The sequence below is a fragment of the Bradyrhizobium sp. ISRA436 genome (genome assembly GCF_029910015.1).
In the GTDB taxonomy this organism is placed as follows: domain Bacteria; phylum Pseudomonadota; class Alphaproteobacteria; order Rhizobiales; family Xanthobacteraceae; genus Bradyrhizobium.
Genome location: NZ_CP094519.1, coordinates 1,904,106 through 1,921,369, shown reverse-complemented (window position 1 = coordinate 1,921,369; position 17,264 = coordinate 1,904,106). Strand labels below are relative to the sequence as shown.

Annotated in this window: 13 protein-coding genes; 5 read left to right on the top strand and 8 right to left on the bottom strand. The window is 66.2% G+C overall.

Features of this window, described 5'->3' with window-relative positions; all coding sequences use genetic code 11:
* Positions 1–65: 65 nt before the first annotated feature.
* Both MTX23_RS09110 and MTX23_RS09105 read right to left on the bottom strand, forming a co-directional pair.
* The gene (locus MTX23_RS09110) at positions 66–1,655 is read right to left on the bottom strand and encodes a DHA2 family efflux MFS transporter permease subunit (RefSeq protein WP_280976300.1); all 1,590 of its coding nucleotides are present in this window, start codon (positions 1,653–1,655) and stop codon (positions 66–68) included.
* Between the two features lie 214 nt (positions 1,656–1,869).
* The gene (locus MTX23_RS09105) at positions 1,870–3,168 is read right to left on the bottom strand and encodes an HlyD family secretion protein (protein ID WP_280976299.1); all 1,299 of its coding nucleotides are present in this window, start codon (positions 3,166–3,168) and stop codon (positions 1,870–1,872) included.
* A gap of 188 nt (positions 3,169–3,356) precedes the next feature.
* On the opposite strand from MTX23_RS09105, the gene MTX23_RS09100 reads away from it, so the two are divergent.
* Together MTX23_RS09100 and MTX23_RS09095 are read left to right on the top strand one after the other, a co-directional pair.
* Positions 3,357–4,001, top strand: a complete 645-nt coding sequence (locus MTX23_RS09100; protein ID WP_280976297.1) for a TetR/AcrR family transcriptional regulator — start codon at positions 3,357–3,359, stop codon at positions 3,999–4,001.
* Between the two features lie 119 nt (positions 4,002–4,120).
* Complete coding sequence (locus MTX23_RS09095) at positions 4,121–4,963, top strand: GNAT family N-acetyltransferase (RefSeq protein ID WP_280976296.1); 843 nt, start codon at positions 4,121–4,123, stop codon at positions 4,961–4,963.
* 246 nt (positions 4,964–5,209) lie between these two features.
* Here the strand turns inward: MTX23_RS09095 and MTX23_RS09090 are convergent, their stop codons facing one another.
* The 4 genes from MTX23_RS09090 to MTX23_RS09075 form a co-directional block, all read right to left on the bottom strand.
* Complete coding sequence (locus tag MTX23_RS09090; protein WP_280976294.1) at positions 5,210–7,882, bottom strand: alpha/beta hydrolase fold domain-containing protein; 2,673 nt, start codon at positions 7,880–7,882, stop codon at positions 5,210–5,212.
* A 215-nt stretch (positions 7,883–8,097) separates the two neighbouring features.
* The gene (locus MTX23_RS09085) at positions 8,098–8,802 is read right to left on the bottom strand and encodes an SDR family oxidoreductase (RefSeq protein ID WP_280976292.1); all 705 of its coding nucleotides are present in this window, start codon (positions 8,800–8,802) and stop codon (positions 8,098–8,100) included.
* Positions 8,803–9,060: 258 nt separating this feature from the next.
* Complete coding sequence (locus MTX23_RS09080) at positions 9,061–9,444, bottom strand: response regulator (protein WP_280976291.1); 384 nt, start codon at positions 9,442–9,444, stop codon at positions 9,061–9,063.
* A gap of 104 nt (positions 9,445–9,548) precedes the next feature.
* Positions 9,549–10,751 (bottom strand): extensin family protein, encoded by a 1,203-nt coding sequence (locus MTX23_RS09075; protein WP_280976290.1) that lies wholly within the window; start codon positions 10,749–10,751, stop codon positions 9,549–9,551.
* A 660-nt stretch (positions 10,752–11,411) separates the two neighbouring features.
* Between MTX23_RS09075 and MTX23_RS09070 the strand changes: the two genes are divergently transcribed.
* Together MTX23_RS09070 and MTX23_RS09065 are read left to right on the top strand one after the other, a co-directional pair.
* Positions 11,412–12,026: a septation protein IspZ gene (locus tag MTX23_RS09070; protein ID WP_280976288.1), complete on the top strand. Its 615-nt coding sequence runs from the start codon at positions 11,412–11,414 to the stop codon at positions 12,024–12,026.
* A gap of 186 nt (positions 12,027–12,212) precedes the next feature.
* Positions 12,213–13,655 (top strand): FecR domain-containing protein, encoded by a 1,443-nt coding sequence (locus MTX23_RS09065; RefSeq protein ID WP_280976287.1) that lies wholly within the window; start codon positions 12,213–12,215, stop codon positions 13,653–13,655.
* A 114-nt stretch (positions 13,656–13,769) separates the two neighbouring features.
* Here the strand turns inward: MTX23_RS09065 and MTX23_RS09060 are convergent, their stop codons facing one another.
* Together MTX23_RS09060 and asd are read right to left on the bottom strand one after the other, a co-directional pair.
* Entirely contained in the window at positions 13,770–14,336 is a 567-nt protein-coding gene (locus MTX23_RS09060; protein WP_348637549.1) for an NUDIX hydrolase, read from the bottom strand.
* An 82-nt stretch (positions 14,337–14,418) separates the two neighbouring features.
* On the bottom strand, positions 14,419–15,288 hold the full coding sequence (gene asd / locus MTX23_RS09055; protein ID WP_280978015.1) for an archaetidylserine decarboxylase: 870 nt from the start codon (positions 15,286–15,288) through the stop codon (positions 14,419–14,421).
* A gap of 34 nt (positions 15,289–15,322) precedes the next feature.
* Here asd and MTX23_RS09050 point away from each other — a divergent pair, with 34 nt between their 5' ends.
* Positions 15,323–16,987 carry an aminotransferase class III-fold pyridoxal phosphate-dependent enzyme gene (locus tag MTX23_RS09050; RefSeq protein WP_280976285.1) on the top strand — a complete coding sequence of 555 codons (1,665 nt, stop codon included), beginning with the start codon at positions 15,323–15,325 and terminating at the stop codon, positions 16,985–16,987.
* Positions 16,988–17,264: the final 277 nt, after the last annotated feature.

Genomic DNA, 17,264 nt, shown 5'->3' with positions numbered 1-17,264 from the left:
ATGTCGCTTCGCTCATGCGGGCTACAACTGGCGACGTCACTCTATTGCGGACGCGTGTGCGCGCATCAATGCGCGTCGCCGCCGCCGGCGACCATCGACGGCGGCTTGTTGACCAGCAGCACCAGGAGACTGAGGCCGACATAGAACAGCGACAGCATGAAGAAGGCATCGCCATAGCCCATCACCGCGGCCTGGCGGTGCACGATCTGCGAGAGCTGCTTCATCGCCATCAGCGCGGCATCGCCGGCACCCTGCATCCGCTGGGTCAGCATGTTCAGCGTCTCGACCGCGGTGGCGTTCCCCCAGGTCACGCGGTCGTGCAGCCGCGAGATGTGCAGGTCGGTGCGGTCGTTGAGCACCTCGTTGATGATGGCAAGCCCGACCGCGCCGCCGAGATTGCGCATCAGGTTGAACAGGCCGGAGGCGTTCTTGACGCGGTCCGGCGGCAGCGTGGCGAGCGCGATGTTGTTGGTCGGCACCATCGCGCACATCATGCCGATGCCGCGCAGGATCTGCGGCAGCAGCAGCTCGTAGAAATCGTAGTCGCGCGTGATCGAGGTCATCTGCCAGGAGCCGAGCGCGAAGGTGACAAGGCCGAAGGCGATGATGTAGCGCAGATCGACCTTGAGCATCAGCCGGCCGACCACCGGCGCCATCAGGAACATCGTCACGCCCGAGACGAACATGGTCTCGCCGATCATCAGTGCGCTGTAGCCGCGGATCTCCGCGAGATAGCGCGGATAGACGTAGGTGAGGCCGTAGAGCCCGATGCCGATGCAGAATTGCAGCACGCAGCCGACCGCGAAGTTGCGGTTGGCGAAGGCGTAGAGGTCGACGATCGGCTCCTCGGCGGTCAATACCCGCCAGAAGAAGGCGATCGCCGAGACGAAGCCGATCGCGGCGCAGACCGCGACCGAGGTGTCCTGCAGCCACTCATATTGCGGACCTTCCTCCAGCACATATTCGAGCGAGCCGAGGAAGCCGCCCATGAAGATCAGGCCCCACCAGTCGAAGCGCTCGAGCAGCGCGAAGTTGGGCTGGTCGAAATCGATCAGCGTCAGCACGCCGATGGTGATGCCGATGCCCGGCACGACGTTGATGAAGAACAGCCAGTGCCACGACATCACGTCGGTGATGTAGCCGCCGACCGTCGGGCCGACCGTCGGTGCCAGCGTCGCGACGAGACCGATGATCGGCGCCACGATGTGGAACTTGGTGCGCGGGAAGATCGTGTAGGCCGACGCAAACACGGTCGGGATCATGCCGGCGCCGAGGAAGCCCTGCAGCGCGCGCCACAGGATCATCTGCTCGATGGAGGAGGCGAAGCCGCACAACAGGCTCGAGAAGGTGAAGCCGAATGCCGAGATCGCGAACAACAGGCGCGTGCCGAGCGCGCGCGACAGGAAGCCGGACAGCGGGATCGCGATCACCTCGGCGATCAGATAGGCAGTCTGCACCCACGACACTTCGGTCGAAGACGCCGACAGGCCGGCCTGGATTTCGGTGAGCGAGGCCGAGACGATCTGGATGTCCAGGATCGACATGAACATCCCGAACACCATGATGATGAACGCAAACAGCCGCTTCGGCTGGATGCGATCGGCCGCCGGCGCTGCGGCCGTCATCGATGGGGGAGCAGTGGTCGCGTTCGCCATGGGCTAGCGCTCGCAGCTTGTCAACGCCTCTCCCCGTCGGGGAGAGCTCGGCGCAAGGCGCCGGGTGCGGGGCTGCAGGTCTCCCGAGAGGCCGAACCACCTCACCCGGATTGCATCTCGCGATGCAACCCGACCTCTCCCACAAAGGGAGAGGTAGACCTTCGATGCGGCAACGCTTTGATCCGAGGTCATTGTGCCGCACACTTTCAAGACATCACTGCGGATGGATCATCGTCGGCGAATCGAGATCGGCATCGCTGTCGGCATCAGCCGCGCCTTCGCGCGTGTCGACGGTGGTGTAGACCGACATGCCGGCGCGCAGCAGGCCCTGCCGGGCGACGCTGCTCGGCACGCGGATGCGGACCGGCAGGCGCTGCACGATCTTGGTGAAATTGCCGGTGGCGTTGTCGGGCGGCAGCAGCGTGAACACCGAACCCGCTGCCGGCGAGATGCTGTCGACGATGCCGGTGAACTTGCGGAAGCCGTAGGCGTCCACCTTGATCGTCACTCGCTGGCCGGGACGGATGCGCTTGAGCTGGGTCTCTTTATAGTTGGCGTCGATGAAGACGCCGTCGAGCGGCACCACATTGCCGAGCCGCTGGCCGACCGTGATGTAGTCGCCGGTATTGACCAGACGATTGGAGAAGGTGCCGTCGACCGGCGCACGCACTAACGTGAAATCGAGATCACGCTCAGCCTTGGCGAGCTGGGTCTGCAATTCCGCGAGTTGGGCGCGCGCCTCGGCCTGCTGCGCCTTGGTCACCTCGACATTGTCCTTGGCCGCATCGTAGGCCGCCTGCGCCGATCGCACCGCGGCAGCGCCCTGGTCGCGGCCGGCCTCAGAGACTTCGAAGGTGGCGCGCGAAGCAAAACCCTTGTTGCTCAGCGCCTGCTGGCGGTCGAAATCGAGGTCGGCACGCTTCAACCCGGCTTGCGCGGACACGAGTTGGGCCTCGGCCTGCTCGACCGTACTCACCGCGGCCGCGACCTGGCGACCGATGCGCTCGACCGTCGCCTGCTGGGTCGCAATCTTCCTGCGCGCGGCATCAACCGCGATCCGGTAGTCGCCGTCGTCGATCCGGAAGATCACGTCTCCCGCGCGTACCAGCGCGTTGTCGCCCGGCAGGATCGCGGCGACGTGACCGGCGACGCGCGCGCCGAGCATGGTGTTGTTGGCGCGGACATAGGCATCGTCGGTCGAGACGTAGAAGCGTCCAACCATCAGGTAGTAGACCGCGTAGCTCGCAGCGGCGAGCGCGAGCGCGCCGACCACGCCGAACATCACGAATTTGCGCTTGCCGGGTTTCGCCGGCGCGCTGGCCGCGGGCGGCACGGCCGGCTGCTCGGGCTCCGGCGCAGGCGGCGCCTCGGCCGGGCGGCGCCTGGCCTCCTCGGCAACATGCGGCCGGGCTTGCTCGTCGAAATTGGCGGCAACCTCGCGCATGTGCTGATCCGCGTCCGCCTCAGGCTCAGTGCGAACGATGCGCGCGGCCTGGTCTCTCGCTGCGGCCATAATTGGCCTCCCCACAAAAAAATCCCGCGGCCCGCGGCGCCGCAATCTCGGCCCCGCAGGTCATCACGCGTCGAAATGTAGCATTGACCGAACCGTTCGGTCAATCTAACTTCCGACATAGCGAGTTATAGTGCTTTGATTCCTGCCCCCGCGGATTGGGTTGAGTTCTTTCCCAGCAAGCTGAACCAATGGCTGCATCGCCCCCAAAGCCCCTCCACGTCGTCGGCGAGGAGGACTCATCGAAGCGCCGCCAGATCCTGGACGGCGCCCGCAAGGTCTTCATGGACCTCGGCTTTGACGGCGCCAGTATGGGCGAGATCGCCCGCGCCGCCGGGGTCTCCAAGGGCACGCTCTACGTCTATTTTCCCGACAAGGCCGGGCTGTTCGCGGCGATTGTCGAGGAGGAGAAGCTCGAGCAGGGCAAGACCGTCTTCAATTTCGACCCCGAACGCGACGTCGACATCACCCTCCCCGAATTCGGCCGCGCCTATGTCGGCTTGCTGTGCCGGCCCGGCGGCGGCTCGGCGATCCGCACGGTGATGGCGATTGCCGAGCGGATGCCCGAGCTCGGCAGCCGGTTCTACACTCATGTGATCGCCCACACGGTCGATCGCTTCGCCGCCTATCTCGAGGCACGCGCCACGCTCGGCGAGCTCGTGATCGACAATTATCAGCTCGCCGCCTGGCAGTTCATGCAGATGTGCCAGGCGACGCTGTTCCAGGCGTTCATCTTCCAGGCCAAGCCGTCGCCCTCGCCCGAACAGATCGCAACCGTGGTCGACAGCGCCACGCGCGTGTTCTTTGCGGCGTATCGGCCGAAGCAGGCGAACTGATCTTACGGACGTCATTTCGGATCGGCAGTGGCTCGAATGCGCGCCCCGCTCGGAATGACGCGGCGAGCCTGGCGCGCTACGCTGGATCAACCGACGCCAGCTCGAGGTGATCATTCGCCATGAACGACTTCACCATCAGACACATGCGGCCGAACGAGATCGCGCTCGCAGTGGACTGGGCCGCGGCCGAGGGCTGGAATCCCGGTCTCGCCGATGCCGGCTGCTTTGCCGCCGAAGACCCGGAGGGATTCTTCATCGGCGAGCTCGACGGGCGGCCTGCCGCGGTGGTCTCCTGCGTCAACTACGGTGCGCGATTTGCCTTCCTGGGCTTCTACATCGTGCGTCCGGATCTGCGCGGCCGCGGCCATGGCTTAAAGATATGGAATGCGGCAATCGCGCATGCGCATCCGCGCGTGATCGGACTCGATGGCGTAGTGGCGCAGCAGGCGAACTACCGGAAGTCCGGCTTTGAGCTCGCTTACGCCAATGTGCGCTATGGTGGCGGCGTCGCCGCACCGCCTGCCCCGAACGCCGACATCATCGCGCTGACCGATGTGCCGGCAGCGCTGATCGAGGCCGATGACGCCACGGTGTTTCCGGCACCGCGCCCGGCCTTCCTGCACGCCTGGATCAACGCGCCCGCGCATGTCGGGCGCGCGCTGATGCGCGACGGCAAGCTGGCCGGCTGGGGCGTGATCCGTCCGTGCCGCATCGGCCGCAAGATTGGTCCGCTTTTCGCCGATGACCGCGCGAGCGGCGAGGCTGTCCTGTCCGCACTTCTGGCGAGCGCAGGCGGCGGCGAAATCTTCCTCGACGTTCCTGCGGTCAACCGCGACGCCGTCGCACTGGCGCAAGGCCTCGGACTTTCGCCGCTGTTCGAGACCGCACGCATGTACACTGGCGCGATCCCGCCATTGCGGATCGATCGCGTGTTCGGCGTCACGACGTTCGAACTCGGCTAGCGCATGATGAGATTAGGTTGAGCTGGAGCGGCGGCGGTGCTTCACCTCTCCCTTGGGAGAGGCCGGCGCGCAGCGCCGGGTGAGGGATTACGGTCTCTCGTTAGCGCCGCGGCCCCTCACCCGATTTGCTGCGCAAATCGACCTCTCCCCGCTGGGGAGAGGTAAACCGAACCCGTGGCTAAAGCCGGCTCGACCAAAATTCATCGCGCTTTAGCGCACAAGGCCGAACGCAGCGAAACTGCCGGCTTACTCCGCGGCGGCGTTGACCTCGGGCGGCCGGACGTTGTCCTGCCCGACCTCCACAGGCAGCCCGGCGAAGCGGCGCAGCGCCTGTGCCATCTTCGCGCGGCCGCTGACGCCGGTGATGATGACGTCGACCATCATGAAGGACGAGTGGAACTGGCCGTGCGCCTTGAGCTGCTCGACCGGCACGCCGGCCTTCGCCATCGCTTCGGCATAGGCGATGCCCTCGTCGCGCAACGGATCGAACTCGCAGGTCACGACGAAGGCCGGCGGCAGGCCTTCGAGCTTGCCACGCAACGGCGCGACGCGCGGATCGGTGCGATCGGCGGGCGAGCAGTAGAGATCCCAGAACCAGTACATCAGCCCGCGTGTCAGGAAGTAGCCGGTCGCATTCTCGACATAGGACGGGCGGTCGAAGGTGGAGTCGGTGACCGGGCAGATCAGGAGTTGGCCCGCGATCTCCGGTCCGCCCCGGTCGCGCGCGAGCTGGCAGGTGACGGCCGCGATGTTGCCGCCCGCGCTCCAGCCGGCAACCAGGACGGGGCCAGCCCTGCCGCCGAGCTCGGCGGTGTGCGCGGCAATCCAGCGCGCCGCCGCATAGCCGTCTTCGGCCGCCGCCGGGAAGCGATGCTCCGGCGCGTGGCGATAGCCGACGCTGACGACGATCATGCCGGTGCGCCGGCACAGGTCGCGGCAGAACGGATCGTCCGATTGCTCGTCGCCGAGCACCCAGCCACCGCCGTGGAAATAGACCACGATCGGATGCGGCCCCGGTGTCGCCGGGCGGTACAGCTTGTAAGGCAGCGGCCCCTCGGCGCCCTGCAGCATGCCGGTGCCGACCTCAGCGACCGGCCGTCCGGCGGGTCGGCCCTTGTTGAACTCGTTGAGGAAGTCACGCGCCCCCTGCGCGCCCATCGTCTCGATCGGCGGCAGGTTCATCTCGCCAAGCAGGTTCAGCACCAGCCGCACGTCGGGCTGCAGCCGCACCACCTCGCCGTCATTGCATTGCGCGGCAACGCCGGGGCCGGTGAGCTTGAAGCCGAGCATGCCGCGGCTGACGACCTCGTTGCAGATGCCGCGATACGGACCGACGCCGCCGGTGTAGGGCATCACGCCCAGCGGCTTGCCGGGCACGTTGGCACCCGTGTACCAGGTGTTGGCGAGCCGATGCAGCGTCAGCATCGCGCAGTCGGCCATGTGCCGCTGCCAGCCTGATTGCGCCGTCTCCGTCGCCTCCATCGTGGTGAAGCCGGCGTCGCGCAGTTGCACCAGGCGGTCGACCACCCAGTCGACATGCTGCTCGATCGACACCGCCATGTTCGACAGCACCGACGGGCTGCCGGGGCCGGTGATCATGAAGAGATTGGGGAAGCCTGCGACCGTGAGCCCGAGATAGGTCTGCGGCCCGTGCGCCCAGACCGCGGACAGCGACTTGCCGCCGCGCCCCGAGATCGGATGCACCGCCATGATCGCGCCGGTCATCGCATCGAAGCCGGTGGCGAACACGATGACGTCGACATCGAAGCTGCGCTTGTCGGTGGTGATGCCGCTGGCCGTGATCGCCTTGATCGGCTCCTGCCGCAGATTCACCAGCGTCACGTTCGGACGGTTGTAGGTCGCGTAGTAATTCGTATCGAGGCAGGGACGCTTGGCGCCGAACGGATGGTCATGCGGGGTCAGCGCCGCAGCCGTCTCGGGATCCTTTACGACGTTGCGGATCTTCTCGCGGATCAGATCGGCGACCAGCGTGTTGCCATCGACATCGACGCCCTGGTCGGCCCAGAGCTGGGTGAGGATGTGGACGAGGTCGCCGGCCGCCCACGCCTTCTCGAAGCGCTCGCGACGTTCGGCGTCGCTCAACTGCCAGCTCACCACCGTCTGCTGCGGATAGGGCACGCCGGCCATCGACAAGCGCGCCTGCTCGCGATAGGCGGCGCGATCGGTCTCGAAATAGCTCTTGCGATCCTCGGGCGATGGACCATTGCCGGCGGGCAACGCAAAGTTCGGCGTGCGCTGGAACACGGTGAGCTGTGCGGCCTGCTCGGCGATTAATGGGATCGACTGGATGCCCGACGATCCGGTGCCGATCACGGCGACGCGCTTGCCCTTGAGATCGACGCCCTGATGCGGCCAGCGGCCGGTGAAATAGATCTCGCCCTTGAAATCCGTGACGCCATCGATCTCCGGTGGCTTCGGCGACGACAGACAGCCGGTCGCCATGATGTAGTAGCGGCACGAGACGGGCGCGCCGTTATCGGTCGCGAGCTGCCAGCGCTCGCTCGCGTCATCCCATGTCGCCTGCGTGACCTTGGTGCCGAAGCGGATGTCGGGGCGGAGATCGTAGCGGTCGGCAACGAAGCCGAGATAGCGCAGGATTTCCGGCTGGGTCGCGTACTTCTCCGACCAGGTCCACGCGATGTCGAGGTCCGGATCGAAGGTGTAGCTGTAGTCGATGGTCTGGATGTCGCAACGCGCGCCGGGATAACGGTTCCAGTACCAGGTGCCACCGACGTCGTCGCCCTCTTCCAGCGCAACGACCGAGAAGCCCGCCTTGCGCAGGCGATGCAACAGATAAAGGCCGGCGAAGCCGGCGCCGACGACTGCGACGTCGACCTGTTGCGATGTTGCGCTGCTGCTTGATTGCGAAGCACGTGCCGCGACTGCTGCATCTGGCATGCCATTCCTCCCGCGCGTGATGTTTTCCGGAAGGCTAGACCTGGGCTTTCAGTTTGTCATCATGGCAAATGCAATCTCAGGTCACCACACTTGTGGCGCGTCCGGTTTGAAGCGCGCCATGCAGCGTGTAGACGCAATTGGCTTGCTACGAGCGTCACCATCGCCCCTCAGCTCCTCAGGATGAGGAGTTGGGAGTCGCGATGAGGATGAATGCGTCAGATCGAACGCATCAATCCGCCGTCGACGCGGATGTTCTGGCCGGTGATGTAGGCCGCGCCCTCGGACACGAGGAATGCGATCGTTGCCGCAATCTCTTCCGCCTTGCCGTAGCGCTTCATCGGCACGCTCTGCCGGCGCTCGTCGGTTGCCGGCAGGCTGTCGATCCAGCCGGGCAGCACGTTGTTCATGCGCACATTGTCAGCGGCATAGCTGTCCGTGAACAGCTTGGTGAAGGCCGCGAGCCCGGCACGAAACACCGCCGAGGTCGGAAACATCGCACTCGGCTCGAATGCCCAGGCAGTGGAGATGTTGACGATCGCACCCGACTTCTGCGCCTGCATGACCGGCGCGACGAGCCGCGTCGGACGGATCACATTCATCAGATAGACGTCGAGGCCGGTGTGCCACTGCTCGTCGCTTAATTCCAGCACCGGCGCACGCGGCCCGTGGCCGGCGCTGTTGACCAGCGCATCGATGCGGCCCCAGCGTGCCATCACGCCGTCGACCGCGCGCTTCAGATCGTCGTTCGAACGGTTCGAGCCGGTGAAGCCGAGCCCGCCGAGGTCGTTCGCCAGCGCCTCTCCCTTGCCCGACGACGACAGGATCGCAACGCGGAAGCCATCTGCCGCCAGCCGCCGCGCGGCCGCCGCTCCCATGCCACTGCCGCCTGCGGTGACGAGCGCGACTTTCTGTGCTGCCATGATGGATCCCCGGGATGATAGGCCTGACGCAGCTCTTATCATCCGAGATCACGCGGCGCGACACCACCGTCTTGGTGAGCTTGCGGGAATGCTCGCCCGAACGATCGACGGGAGGCCATAGGAATTCGAGAAAGAGCGCATCGGCACTTTGTAAATGCGGAATAAGCGCCGCCAAACCGATCGCTCCTGCCGGGTGGTGGACGGCGCCGTGCGACGCACTGGCGCGTCAGACTGGCGCACCGATCGGCACAACCGTGGTCAGGCCTGTGGCGCTGCCTTGAGGAGCCTGGCAAGCGCCTCGACCAGTTGATCCGGCGAGAACGGCTTTTGCAGCAGGACGCTGTCCGGCACGCCCTTGGTCGGCCACTCGTCGCCTGAGCCGCCCGTGATGTAGAGCACCGGAAAGGACGGGTCGATCTCACGGGCGCCGCGCGCCACACGCCAGCCGTCGAGCCGGCCAAGCAGCCGGATGTCGGTAACGAGCGCGCTGTATTTGGTCCGGAAGGCTTTGAGGAGCGTCAACGCCTCCTCGCCCGAGCCCGCGATCGCCGGCTCGTAGCCGCCGTCCTTGAGGGCGTCCTCCACCAGCGACTGTAGATCGCGATCGTCTTCAATGACCAGAATAATCGGCGCGTCTTGCAAAGGCGTCCCCTAGAATCAGCCGGGCGTGCCCGACTCGGCGAGCATATGCAGCAAAAGATGGCTACCGTTTGCACGGCAACCGGCAAACACGAGCGCCTGACGCACTACTCGTCGGCGAGGTCGTCTTCTTCATTGCTCCCGGGCCTGCCCCGGGAGGCGGCGGGCTTTCTGCCCACGATCGATCCTGTGACATAAGGATCGCGCGCTGCATAGGGGCTACGGCCGCCGGCGCGTGCGGCAACCTCCTCGCCCGACCGGGCAGCCGGCTCGCAGATGAAGCGGCGGCTGGCGCGGCGCATCAGGTCCACATGGATGTGGTCATAGTGGTACACATTGGAGCCCGGCGCCAGCACCGTGGTGAACTGCTGGCAGGCGGCGGCCTGCACGTCGCGCAGGAAGCCCTGCTCCTCCGGCAGCCCCTTCCAGCCATCCTTCACCGTGATGCGGCGGCCGTCGGCGAGCGTGAAGGCTGCAATATCGAGAGCGTTGCCAAAGGCATGCTCGGAAATATGCGCATGCGGATTGCCGTTCATGCCGCGGCAGGAATAGGCGGAAATCTGCTTGATCTCGACCACGCGCGCGCCGAACCAGCGCTGTGCCGCCGGCTGCACGGAATCGTTCAGCCAGCGCTCGAGCACCGACACGATCGGGCATGCAAGCGTAGCGGCAGGCTTCACTGCGACCGGTCCAACCGCCGCGACCGGATTGCCGCTCGACGGGCCAAGCCGTGGCAGCGCTCCACCGCCGGGCTGCTGACCATAGGGCGCCGGCGAATAGGGTGCGGCGGCGGCGCGCTGCGGATTCGCCGGCAGTCCCGGATAATAGGGTTTGTCGGTCCTTGCTTCGGGCGTCCCCTCGGGCGGCAGGTTAATCTCGTCCTGTTGCGGCGCGACGCCGGGTGCAGTCAGCGAGATCGGACCGTTCGGCTGAGTGCCATAGCTTGGTCGGCCGACGGCCTGGTCCGAATAACGCGCCTGCGCAGGCGGCGGCTGATTGATCGGCCAGCGCGGCTGGTTGCCGATCGGCGCCGGCGGACGCAGGTCGTCGGCAAATCCGTAGGCGGAGCTGCTCTCCCCGAGCGCTGCGACCTTGAGCGGAAACTCCGCGCCGCAGACGCCGGGACCGGAGATCGGATCGATGCGGACGAGGTCGGGACCTTCCTTGACCGCGCCGGATTTCAGGCACGCGACCTCTGCCTCCGCCCGCCACGGCTCGCGCTCGGCAGTCTGAAACAGACCGCGCCCGCAACCAGCCAGCGAAACGAGGACAAGGGAGCCGACGAGATACAAACGAACTCCGCGCGTCATGCGCGCAGGTTCGACGAATTTATTTAAAGACTCTTCAACGCGTTGATTTCAGGTCCTCTTAACCATGCAATGGAACCGGGCAGGACGTCCCTGCCAACGGCAAGGCGACGTGAGCACCCACTTTCGAGAATGAGCGCCTGCTTCCAGGATGGACAGCAGGGATGACTTTCATGGCGGGGAACGGATCGCCGGCCTTGGCGTTATTGGGGGCCGCTGTGAACCGAGGGAGCATCACAATGGAGTCGGCGAGTCCGCTGCTGAGCAAGCTGAGCATGATCGCCGCGTACGTCGCGTTGGCCTTTGTCTGCGCCATCGTCCTCGGCGTCTTCTGAACGCCGACCCGACTTGAATTCCCGACCTTGGATTTTGGCGCCCAGCGGCCCTCTCCGCCGGGCGCTTTGCGTGGGCGATCCAACCCGAACAATTCGATGCGGTCACGACTGAAGCACGTGGAGCGGCCGCATCCATGATCCCAACTCCATATCTGAATATCTGATCCTTCCTTTCATCAACCGGTTCGCCCCCGCGTTGCATCCCGGATATCTTTCTTGACGGCGGAGCGGCAGCCAGATCGTCCGGCATTCCAACCGAGCAAATGACCCACGCATCGCAAGCGCTACATGTCCGTCGCGCGACCAGAAAGGCGGAGTGCAACGTCCGATGAAGAATTTCCTCCGCGCAGCCAAGCTGCTGCTCCTCGACCTGGCGTCGACCGTGGTCTTTCTCGTCATCTTTCTGCTGACGCACAACACCGCGCTTTCGGTCGGCCTCGGGATCGCGTTCGGCGTCGTGCAGATCGGGATCCAGCTGGCTCGCCGCAAGCCAATCGACACCATGGAGTGGTTGAGTCTGTTCCTGGTGGTCGCCGCGGGCACCGCGACGCTGCTCACCCACGACCCGCGCTTCGTGCTGTTCAAGCCGAGCGTGATCTACGCGATCGTCGGCGTCGTGATGCTCAAGCCCGGCTGGCTGAACCGCTATCTGCCTGACATCGCAAAGACCGTCGTGCCCGATGTGGCCGCGATGGTTGGCCTCGCCTGGGCCGGTCTGATGTTCGTCTCCGCGGCCGTGAACGCGTTCGTTGCGCTCACCTGCAGCGTGACGACATGGGCGATGGTGATGCCGATCTACGGCATCGTCAGCAAGATCGTGATTTTCCTTGGCGGATACGCCGCCCTGCGCATCGTCGCCAGGCGTCGCATCCGCGCCCTGCCGGCCGCCGAGCGTGACGCCCTGCTCGCCCTCGACGGGACGGCTGCGACAGCGTCGCCCTGACGGCGCGCGATCCGTGCGAACGAATCGCGGATGCGGCGCCTGATCGCCGCCACGACAACAAGGCGCCGCCGTTCATTCGGCATTCAGCCGGACGCGGCTCAATTGCCGGTCCGTCCAGGTGCTTCCCGGGAATCGATGGTGATGCGGCGCAGAGTCTGTTTCGCGCTCCTACTGGGCGCTGGCCTGATGCTGGGCTGGCATGCGCGCGCCGTCGCCGCACCGGACCTGACGCAACTCGCGCAGGCGCAGCCCGCGCCGGCGCCCGCCCCTGCTGCAACTCCCGCAACGCCTGCACCTGCGACGCCAACGCCTGCGGCCACACCACAGGCCGCGGCGCCCGAGCCGATCGGCAACGTCGCAACGCTGACCGGCACCGCGACCGTCACCCGCAACACCACCACGACGCCGCTGCAGATCCGCGACGACATCTTCGCCAATGACGAGGTCGCGACATCAGCGACCTCGTCGCTCGGCATCACCTTCACCGACGGCACCACCTTCAACCTGCGCGCCAACGCCAAGATCACGATCGACAACTACGTCTATGAGGACGGCGGCCAGCAGAACAACGCGCTGTTCAACGTCGCCAAGGGAACGGCGGCCTTCGTCGCCGCGGCCGTCGCCAGGACGGGCAACATGAAGATCTCGACGCCGACGGCGACGCTCGGCATCCGCGGCACCACCGGACTCGTGGAGGTGCCCGAAGGCGCGAATGCGACCAACTACAATGTCGGCATCAAGCTTTATCCCGACGCCGACGGGCATGTCGGACGGATCGAGGTCAGCGACCGCAGCGGCGCCTCGCTCGGCGTGCTGACGCGCGCCGCGAGCGGCTTTGCCATTCGTCCCGGCACCGGCGGCGCGCGGTTCGCCGCGGTGCCGCTGACGATCTCGCCGCAACAGATGGCGCGCGACCAGGGCTTTGTGCGCCAGGTCCACACCGCGCAAACGCTCGGCCGCCAAGTCGTGACCGAACAGCGCGACTTCCGCCGCGCCAATCCGGACTTCCGCCGCACCAATCCGACCGCGCCCTATCCGAACCGCGGCCAGCCGGTGCAGCCGTCTCAGCAGCGGCAGAACGGATTGCCGGGCCAGAACCGCAACGCGCCGCAGCAGCCGGGTCAGCCGAACCGCCCCGGCCAGCCGCAGCAACCGGGAGCGCCCGGACGGCAGGGCGCGCAGCAGCCGCCGGGCACGCAGCAGCAAGGCGCCGCGCAGCACAGCCTGCCCGGCCAGCCCGGCGGCGCGGCGCTGCCGCGCGCGCCCGGCGTGCCGAGCCCGGCCAGGCAGCAACCCGCCGGACAACAGCCGAGCCGTCAGGGCGGCGTGCAACAGCCCGGCGGACAGCAGCCGCCCGGACGTCAGGACGGTCCGCAACCGGGTCGCACACAGCAGCCGCCGGGCGGCGCGCGCCAGCCGGGCCAACCGGGCGTCCCACGGCAAGGCGCGGTGCAGCCTGTCCCACCGATGCAGGGCCAGCCCCGACAACCGGGCATACAGCAGGCCGCACCGGGCGCCCGGCCGCCCGGCATGCAACGGCCGATGCAGGCTCGTCCCGGCTTCCAGCAACGGCGGCCACCGGCACCGAGGGCCGCCAAGCCGCCGCCGAGACCGAGGCGACAGAACTAAGGGTGTAGGCCACAGATGGGGCCTCATGGTCGCCCGGCGATGCGCAGCATCGTCCAGAGACGCGCGTTCCGCGCTCTTCGCCATGAGAGTTACGACGATTGCGACGCAGTAGGACTAAGCGGCGCGGTGCAGCCAGTCACGCACGCGCTGGATCAGGTTCTTGCGCAGGGCGGTCGCAGGCTCGCCAGCGGACTGCGCGATCTCGATTGCCTCGCGAACATCCGACGTCGCGTCTGGTGTCGCCACGGCCGGCGCATCGGGTTCGCTTCGCATCGCAGCCTGTAGCGCAATCGGCCCGACATTTTCCAGGAACGCGCGCTCATGGCCGCGCGACAACCGCGCGAGCGCCTGCTCGAGCGGCAGCCAGTCCACCTCCCTGACATCGCTCATCAGCGCGCGCACCGGCTTGCCGCCGGCCTCCATGCGCCAGTAATGCACGACCTTGGAGCGGCCGCCGGCGTCATAGACCAGCGTGCCGAGGAATTCGTGCACCTCGACGGCGTGGCCGGTTTCCTCCAGCACCTCGCGCTCGGCAGCAACGCGGGGCGTCTCGCCGTCATCGAGCTTGCCCTTCGGCAGCACCCATTCATTGCGCTTGCGCAGGCGCACGACGGCAAAGCGCGGCGGCGCCTCCTGCCGCAACACAATGCCCCCCGCCGCCAGAACAGGCGCCCGCGCCATCTCGTGCCTAAAGTGTTTGCGATTTACAATCGTCGTACGACGATCGCATCCATCATAGAGACGCGCGATAGAAAAAGCGAGATCACGTCACAGGCCTCCGGAGCAGCGGCTCGCCGCATTTGATCCGTGTTCCTTCCGCGACGTTGTCGCAGAACTCGAAATTGTCCGGCGCAAGCACGATGATGGTCGAGCCGTGCTCGAACCAGCCGAGCTCGTCGCCCTTCTTCACATGCGCGTCACAGGGAAAATCGACCGGGCCCCTCGTCTGCGCGTTCAGCGTGAGGTCGAGGAAATGCAAACGGAGGCTCGCCACCAGGATGGCGGCGACCGGAACCAGCGTCAGCGCCTCGCCGCTGGACAGCCGCGCGCGCAGCACCGCGCGCTCATTCTTGCAGAACAACCGCTCGATCCGCTTCAGCGCGATCGGATTGACGTTCCAAACGTCGCCATGAATGAACGTGACCTTGTCGATCGCAAGGTCGTAGGGCGCGTGGAAGCGGTGATACATGCTCGACGTCAGCCGCAGCGTGACGAAGCGGCCGTTCTTGTGCTGCTCGAGCAACGCGGGATCGCCGAGCAGATCGAGCAGCGAGTAAGGCGCGCCCTTGATCTGGAACAGCTCGGTGTCCTCGATCCGGCCATGCGCGCCGATGATCGCGTCCGAGGGGCTGGCGATGATGGCGGGATCCGCCACGACCGGGCGCAGACCCGGCTTGAGCTCGCGGGTGAAGCAGTCGTGCAGGCTCCTGAACTCGGTCTTCTTCGCCTCCGACAGGTCGAGATCGGAGAACAGCTTCCAGCAGGCGATCGAGGCGTCGCGCACCAGCGGGTTCTCGATCTTGGAGAACCAGCCCATGAAGCGGGTCAGCGCGGCCCGCGGAATCCGGTTCGTTAGCAGGAAATTGAGGTCCTCCTGCTGGGTGAATGCCGAGATCAGCCCCTTCACTGTCATGAATCTGTTAGGTGTGGAGGCTAGCGCTTCTGTCATGGATTCATCCCTTCCGATTCTCTCGCTGTCCGCCGCCGCGCTTGCCGGCGCCGCCGCAGCTTTCCCCAAAATTCAGGCCCGCATCGCGCTGTCGCGCGCCAAGCACCGCTCGCTGACCGGACATTCCAAGATGTCCAAGATGGTCGCGCGCATGGTCCCGAAATACGAATTCGACATCGACGATTTCTTCCGCTCCGACGGCGCGCCGTCCGAGGTCGCGGTACAGCGCCAGGACGGCTTCTTCCGCCTCGCCGGCCTCTACCAGGACCGCTACCCCAAGGGCCGCGCGCTCACCGCCGAGGTGTCGGGCCGCATCTCCGACCTGCAGTTCACCGAAACCTACCGCGTGCCGTTCCAATACAGCCGCCTGGTGCGCGAGCACCTCAACACCTCGGCGTTCATGCAGGCCGCGAGCGGCGTCACCGTCACCGACCTCGACGGCAATGTGTTCTACGACCTGACCGGCTCCTACGGCGTCAACATCTTCGGCAACGACTTCTACAAGGAGTGCATCGCCGAAGGCGAGAAACGCGCGCATGTGCTGGGTCCGGTGCTCGGCCCCTACCACCCGATCATTGCCGACAACGTCAAGCGCCTCTGCGAGATCTCCGGGCTCGACGAGGTTTCGTTCCACATGTCCGGCACCGAAGCCGTGATGCAGGCGGTGCGGCTTGCGCGCTACCACACCAAGCGGACGCATCTGGTTCGCTTCGCCGGCGCCTATCATGGCTGGTGGGGCGACGTGCAGCCCGGCGTCGGCAATCCGGTGTCGCCGCACGAGACCTTCACGCTCGCCGACATGTCGGAGAAGACGCTGCACGTGCTGCGAACCCGCAAGGACATCGCCTGCGTGCTGGTCAATCCCCTGCAGGCGCTGCATCCGAATTCCAACGCGCCCGGCGATTCCGCACTGGTCGACTCTTCGCGCTCCTCCAAATACGATCGCGCCGCCTACACCGAATGGCTGAAGCAGCTGCGCGAGGTCTGCACCGAGCGCGGCATCGTGCTGATCTTCGACGAGGTGTTCGTCGGCTTCCGTCTCGCCGCCGGCGGCGCCCAGGAATATTTCGGCGTCAAGGCCGACATGGTGACCTACGGCAAGAGCCTCGCCGGCGGCCTTCCGATCGGCGTGGTCTGCGGCCGCAAAGACCTGATGCGGCGCTTCCGCGACGACCGCCCGGCCGACATCTGCTTTGCCCGCGGCACCTTCAACTCGCACCCCTATGTGATGACGGCGATGGACGAATTCCTCAGCCGGCTCGCCAGCCCGAACTTCCGCTCGATCTACAACGGGCTCGAGGAGACCTGGAACGGCCGCGCCAAGGCGCTGAACGACCGCCTCGCCGCGCAGAGCCTTCCGGTCCGCGTCGGCAACATCTCGTCGATCTGGACCGTCTATTACACCGAGCCGTCCCGCTACAACTGGATGCTGCAATATTATCTGCGGGCCGAGGGACTGGCGCTGAGCTGGGTCGGCACCGGCCGGCTGATCTTCACCTTGAACTACACCGACGCCGACTTCGCCGAGGTTGCCGACCGCTTCGTCGCCGCCTGCGAGAAGATGAAGCGCGACGGCTGGTGGTGGCACAAGGCGGGCCTCACCAACAAGACCATCAAGCGGCAGATCCTGATGGAAATGGTCGCCGTGAAGTTCGGACGCTGAGGCCGTACCACCTCCGAGTCCTTCGCTTTCCTTGGCCTCTCCCGCTTGCGGGGGAGGCCGGATCGCATCGTCAGATGCGATCCGGGTGGGGGCTGTCTCCTCACAAGGAGTGTCACAAGCGGCGACACCCCCACCCCAGCCCTCCCCCGCAAGCGGGAGAGGGAGCGCAGTCCCGTTGTGGCGAGCAGTTCGGCCTAGCCTGTTCACGGAAGCCCTGAGACGTAGATGCCCGGGACAAGCCCGGGCACGACGCAGTTTCAAAGACGTTTGGGGGAGC

Coding starts and splice junctions, on each gene's coding strand:
- MTX23_RS09110 (WP_280976300.1), bottom strand. CDS start 1,655: ATGGCGAACGCGACCACTGCTCCCCCATCGATGACGGCCGCAGCGCCG.
- MTX23_RS09105 (WP_280976299.1), bottom strand. CDS start 3,168: ATGGCCGCAGCGAGAGACCAGGCCGCGCGCATCGTTCGCACTGAGCCT.
- MTX23_RS09100 (WP_280976297.1), top strand. CDS start 3,357: ATGGCTGCATCGCCCCCAAAGCCCCTCCACGTCGTCGGCGAGGAGGAC.
- MTX23_RS09095 (WP_280976296.1), top strand. CDS start 4,121: ATGAACGACTTCACCATCAGACACATGCGGCCGAACGAGATCGCGCTC.
- MTX23_RS09090 (WP_280976294.1), bottom strand. CDS start 7,882: ATGCCAGATGCAGCAGTCGCGGCACGTGCTTCGCAATCAAGCAGCAGC.
- MTX23_RS09085 (WP_280976292.1), bottom strand. CDS start 8,802: ATGGCAGCACAGAAAGTCGCGCTCGTCACCGCAGGCGGCAGTGGCATG.
- MTX23_RS09075 (WP_280976290.1), bottom strand. CDS start 10,751: ATGACGCGCGGAGTTCGTTTGTATCTCGTCGGCTCCCTTGTCCTCGTT.
- MTX23_RS09070 (WP_280976288.1), top strand. CDS start 11,412: ATGAAGAATTTCCTCCGCGCAGCCAAGCTGCTGCTCCTCGACCTGGCG.
- MTX23_RS09065 (WP_280976287.1), top strand. CDS start 12,213: ATGCTGGGCTGGCATGCGCGCGCCGTCGCCGCACCGGACCTGACGCAA.
- MTX23_RS09060 (WP_348637549.1), bottom strand. CDS start 14,336: ATGGCGCGGGCGCCTGTTCTGGCGGCGGGGGGCATTGTGTTGCGGCAG.
- asd (WP_280978015.1), bottom strand. CDS start 15,288: ATGACAGTGAAGGGGCTGATCTCGGCATTCACCCAGCAGGAGGACCTC.
- MTX23_RS09050 (WP_280976285.1), top strand. CDS start 15,323: ATGGATTCATCCCTTCCGATTCTCTCGCTGTCCGCCGCCGCGCTTGCC.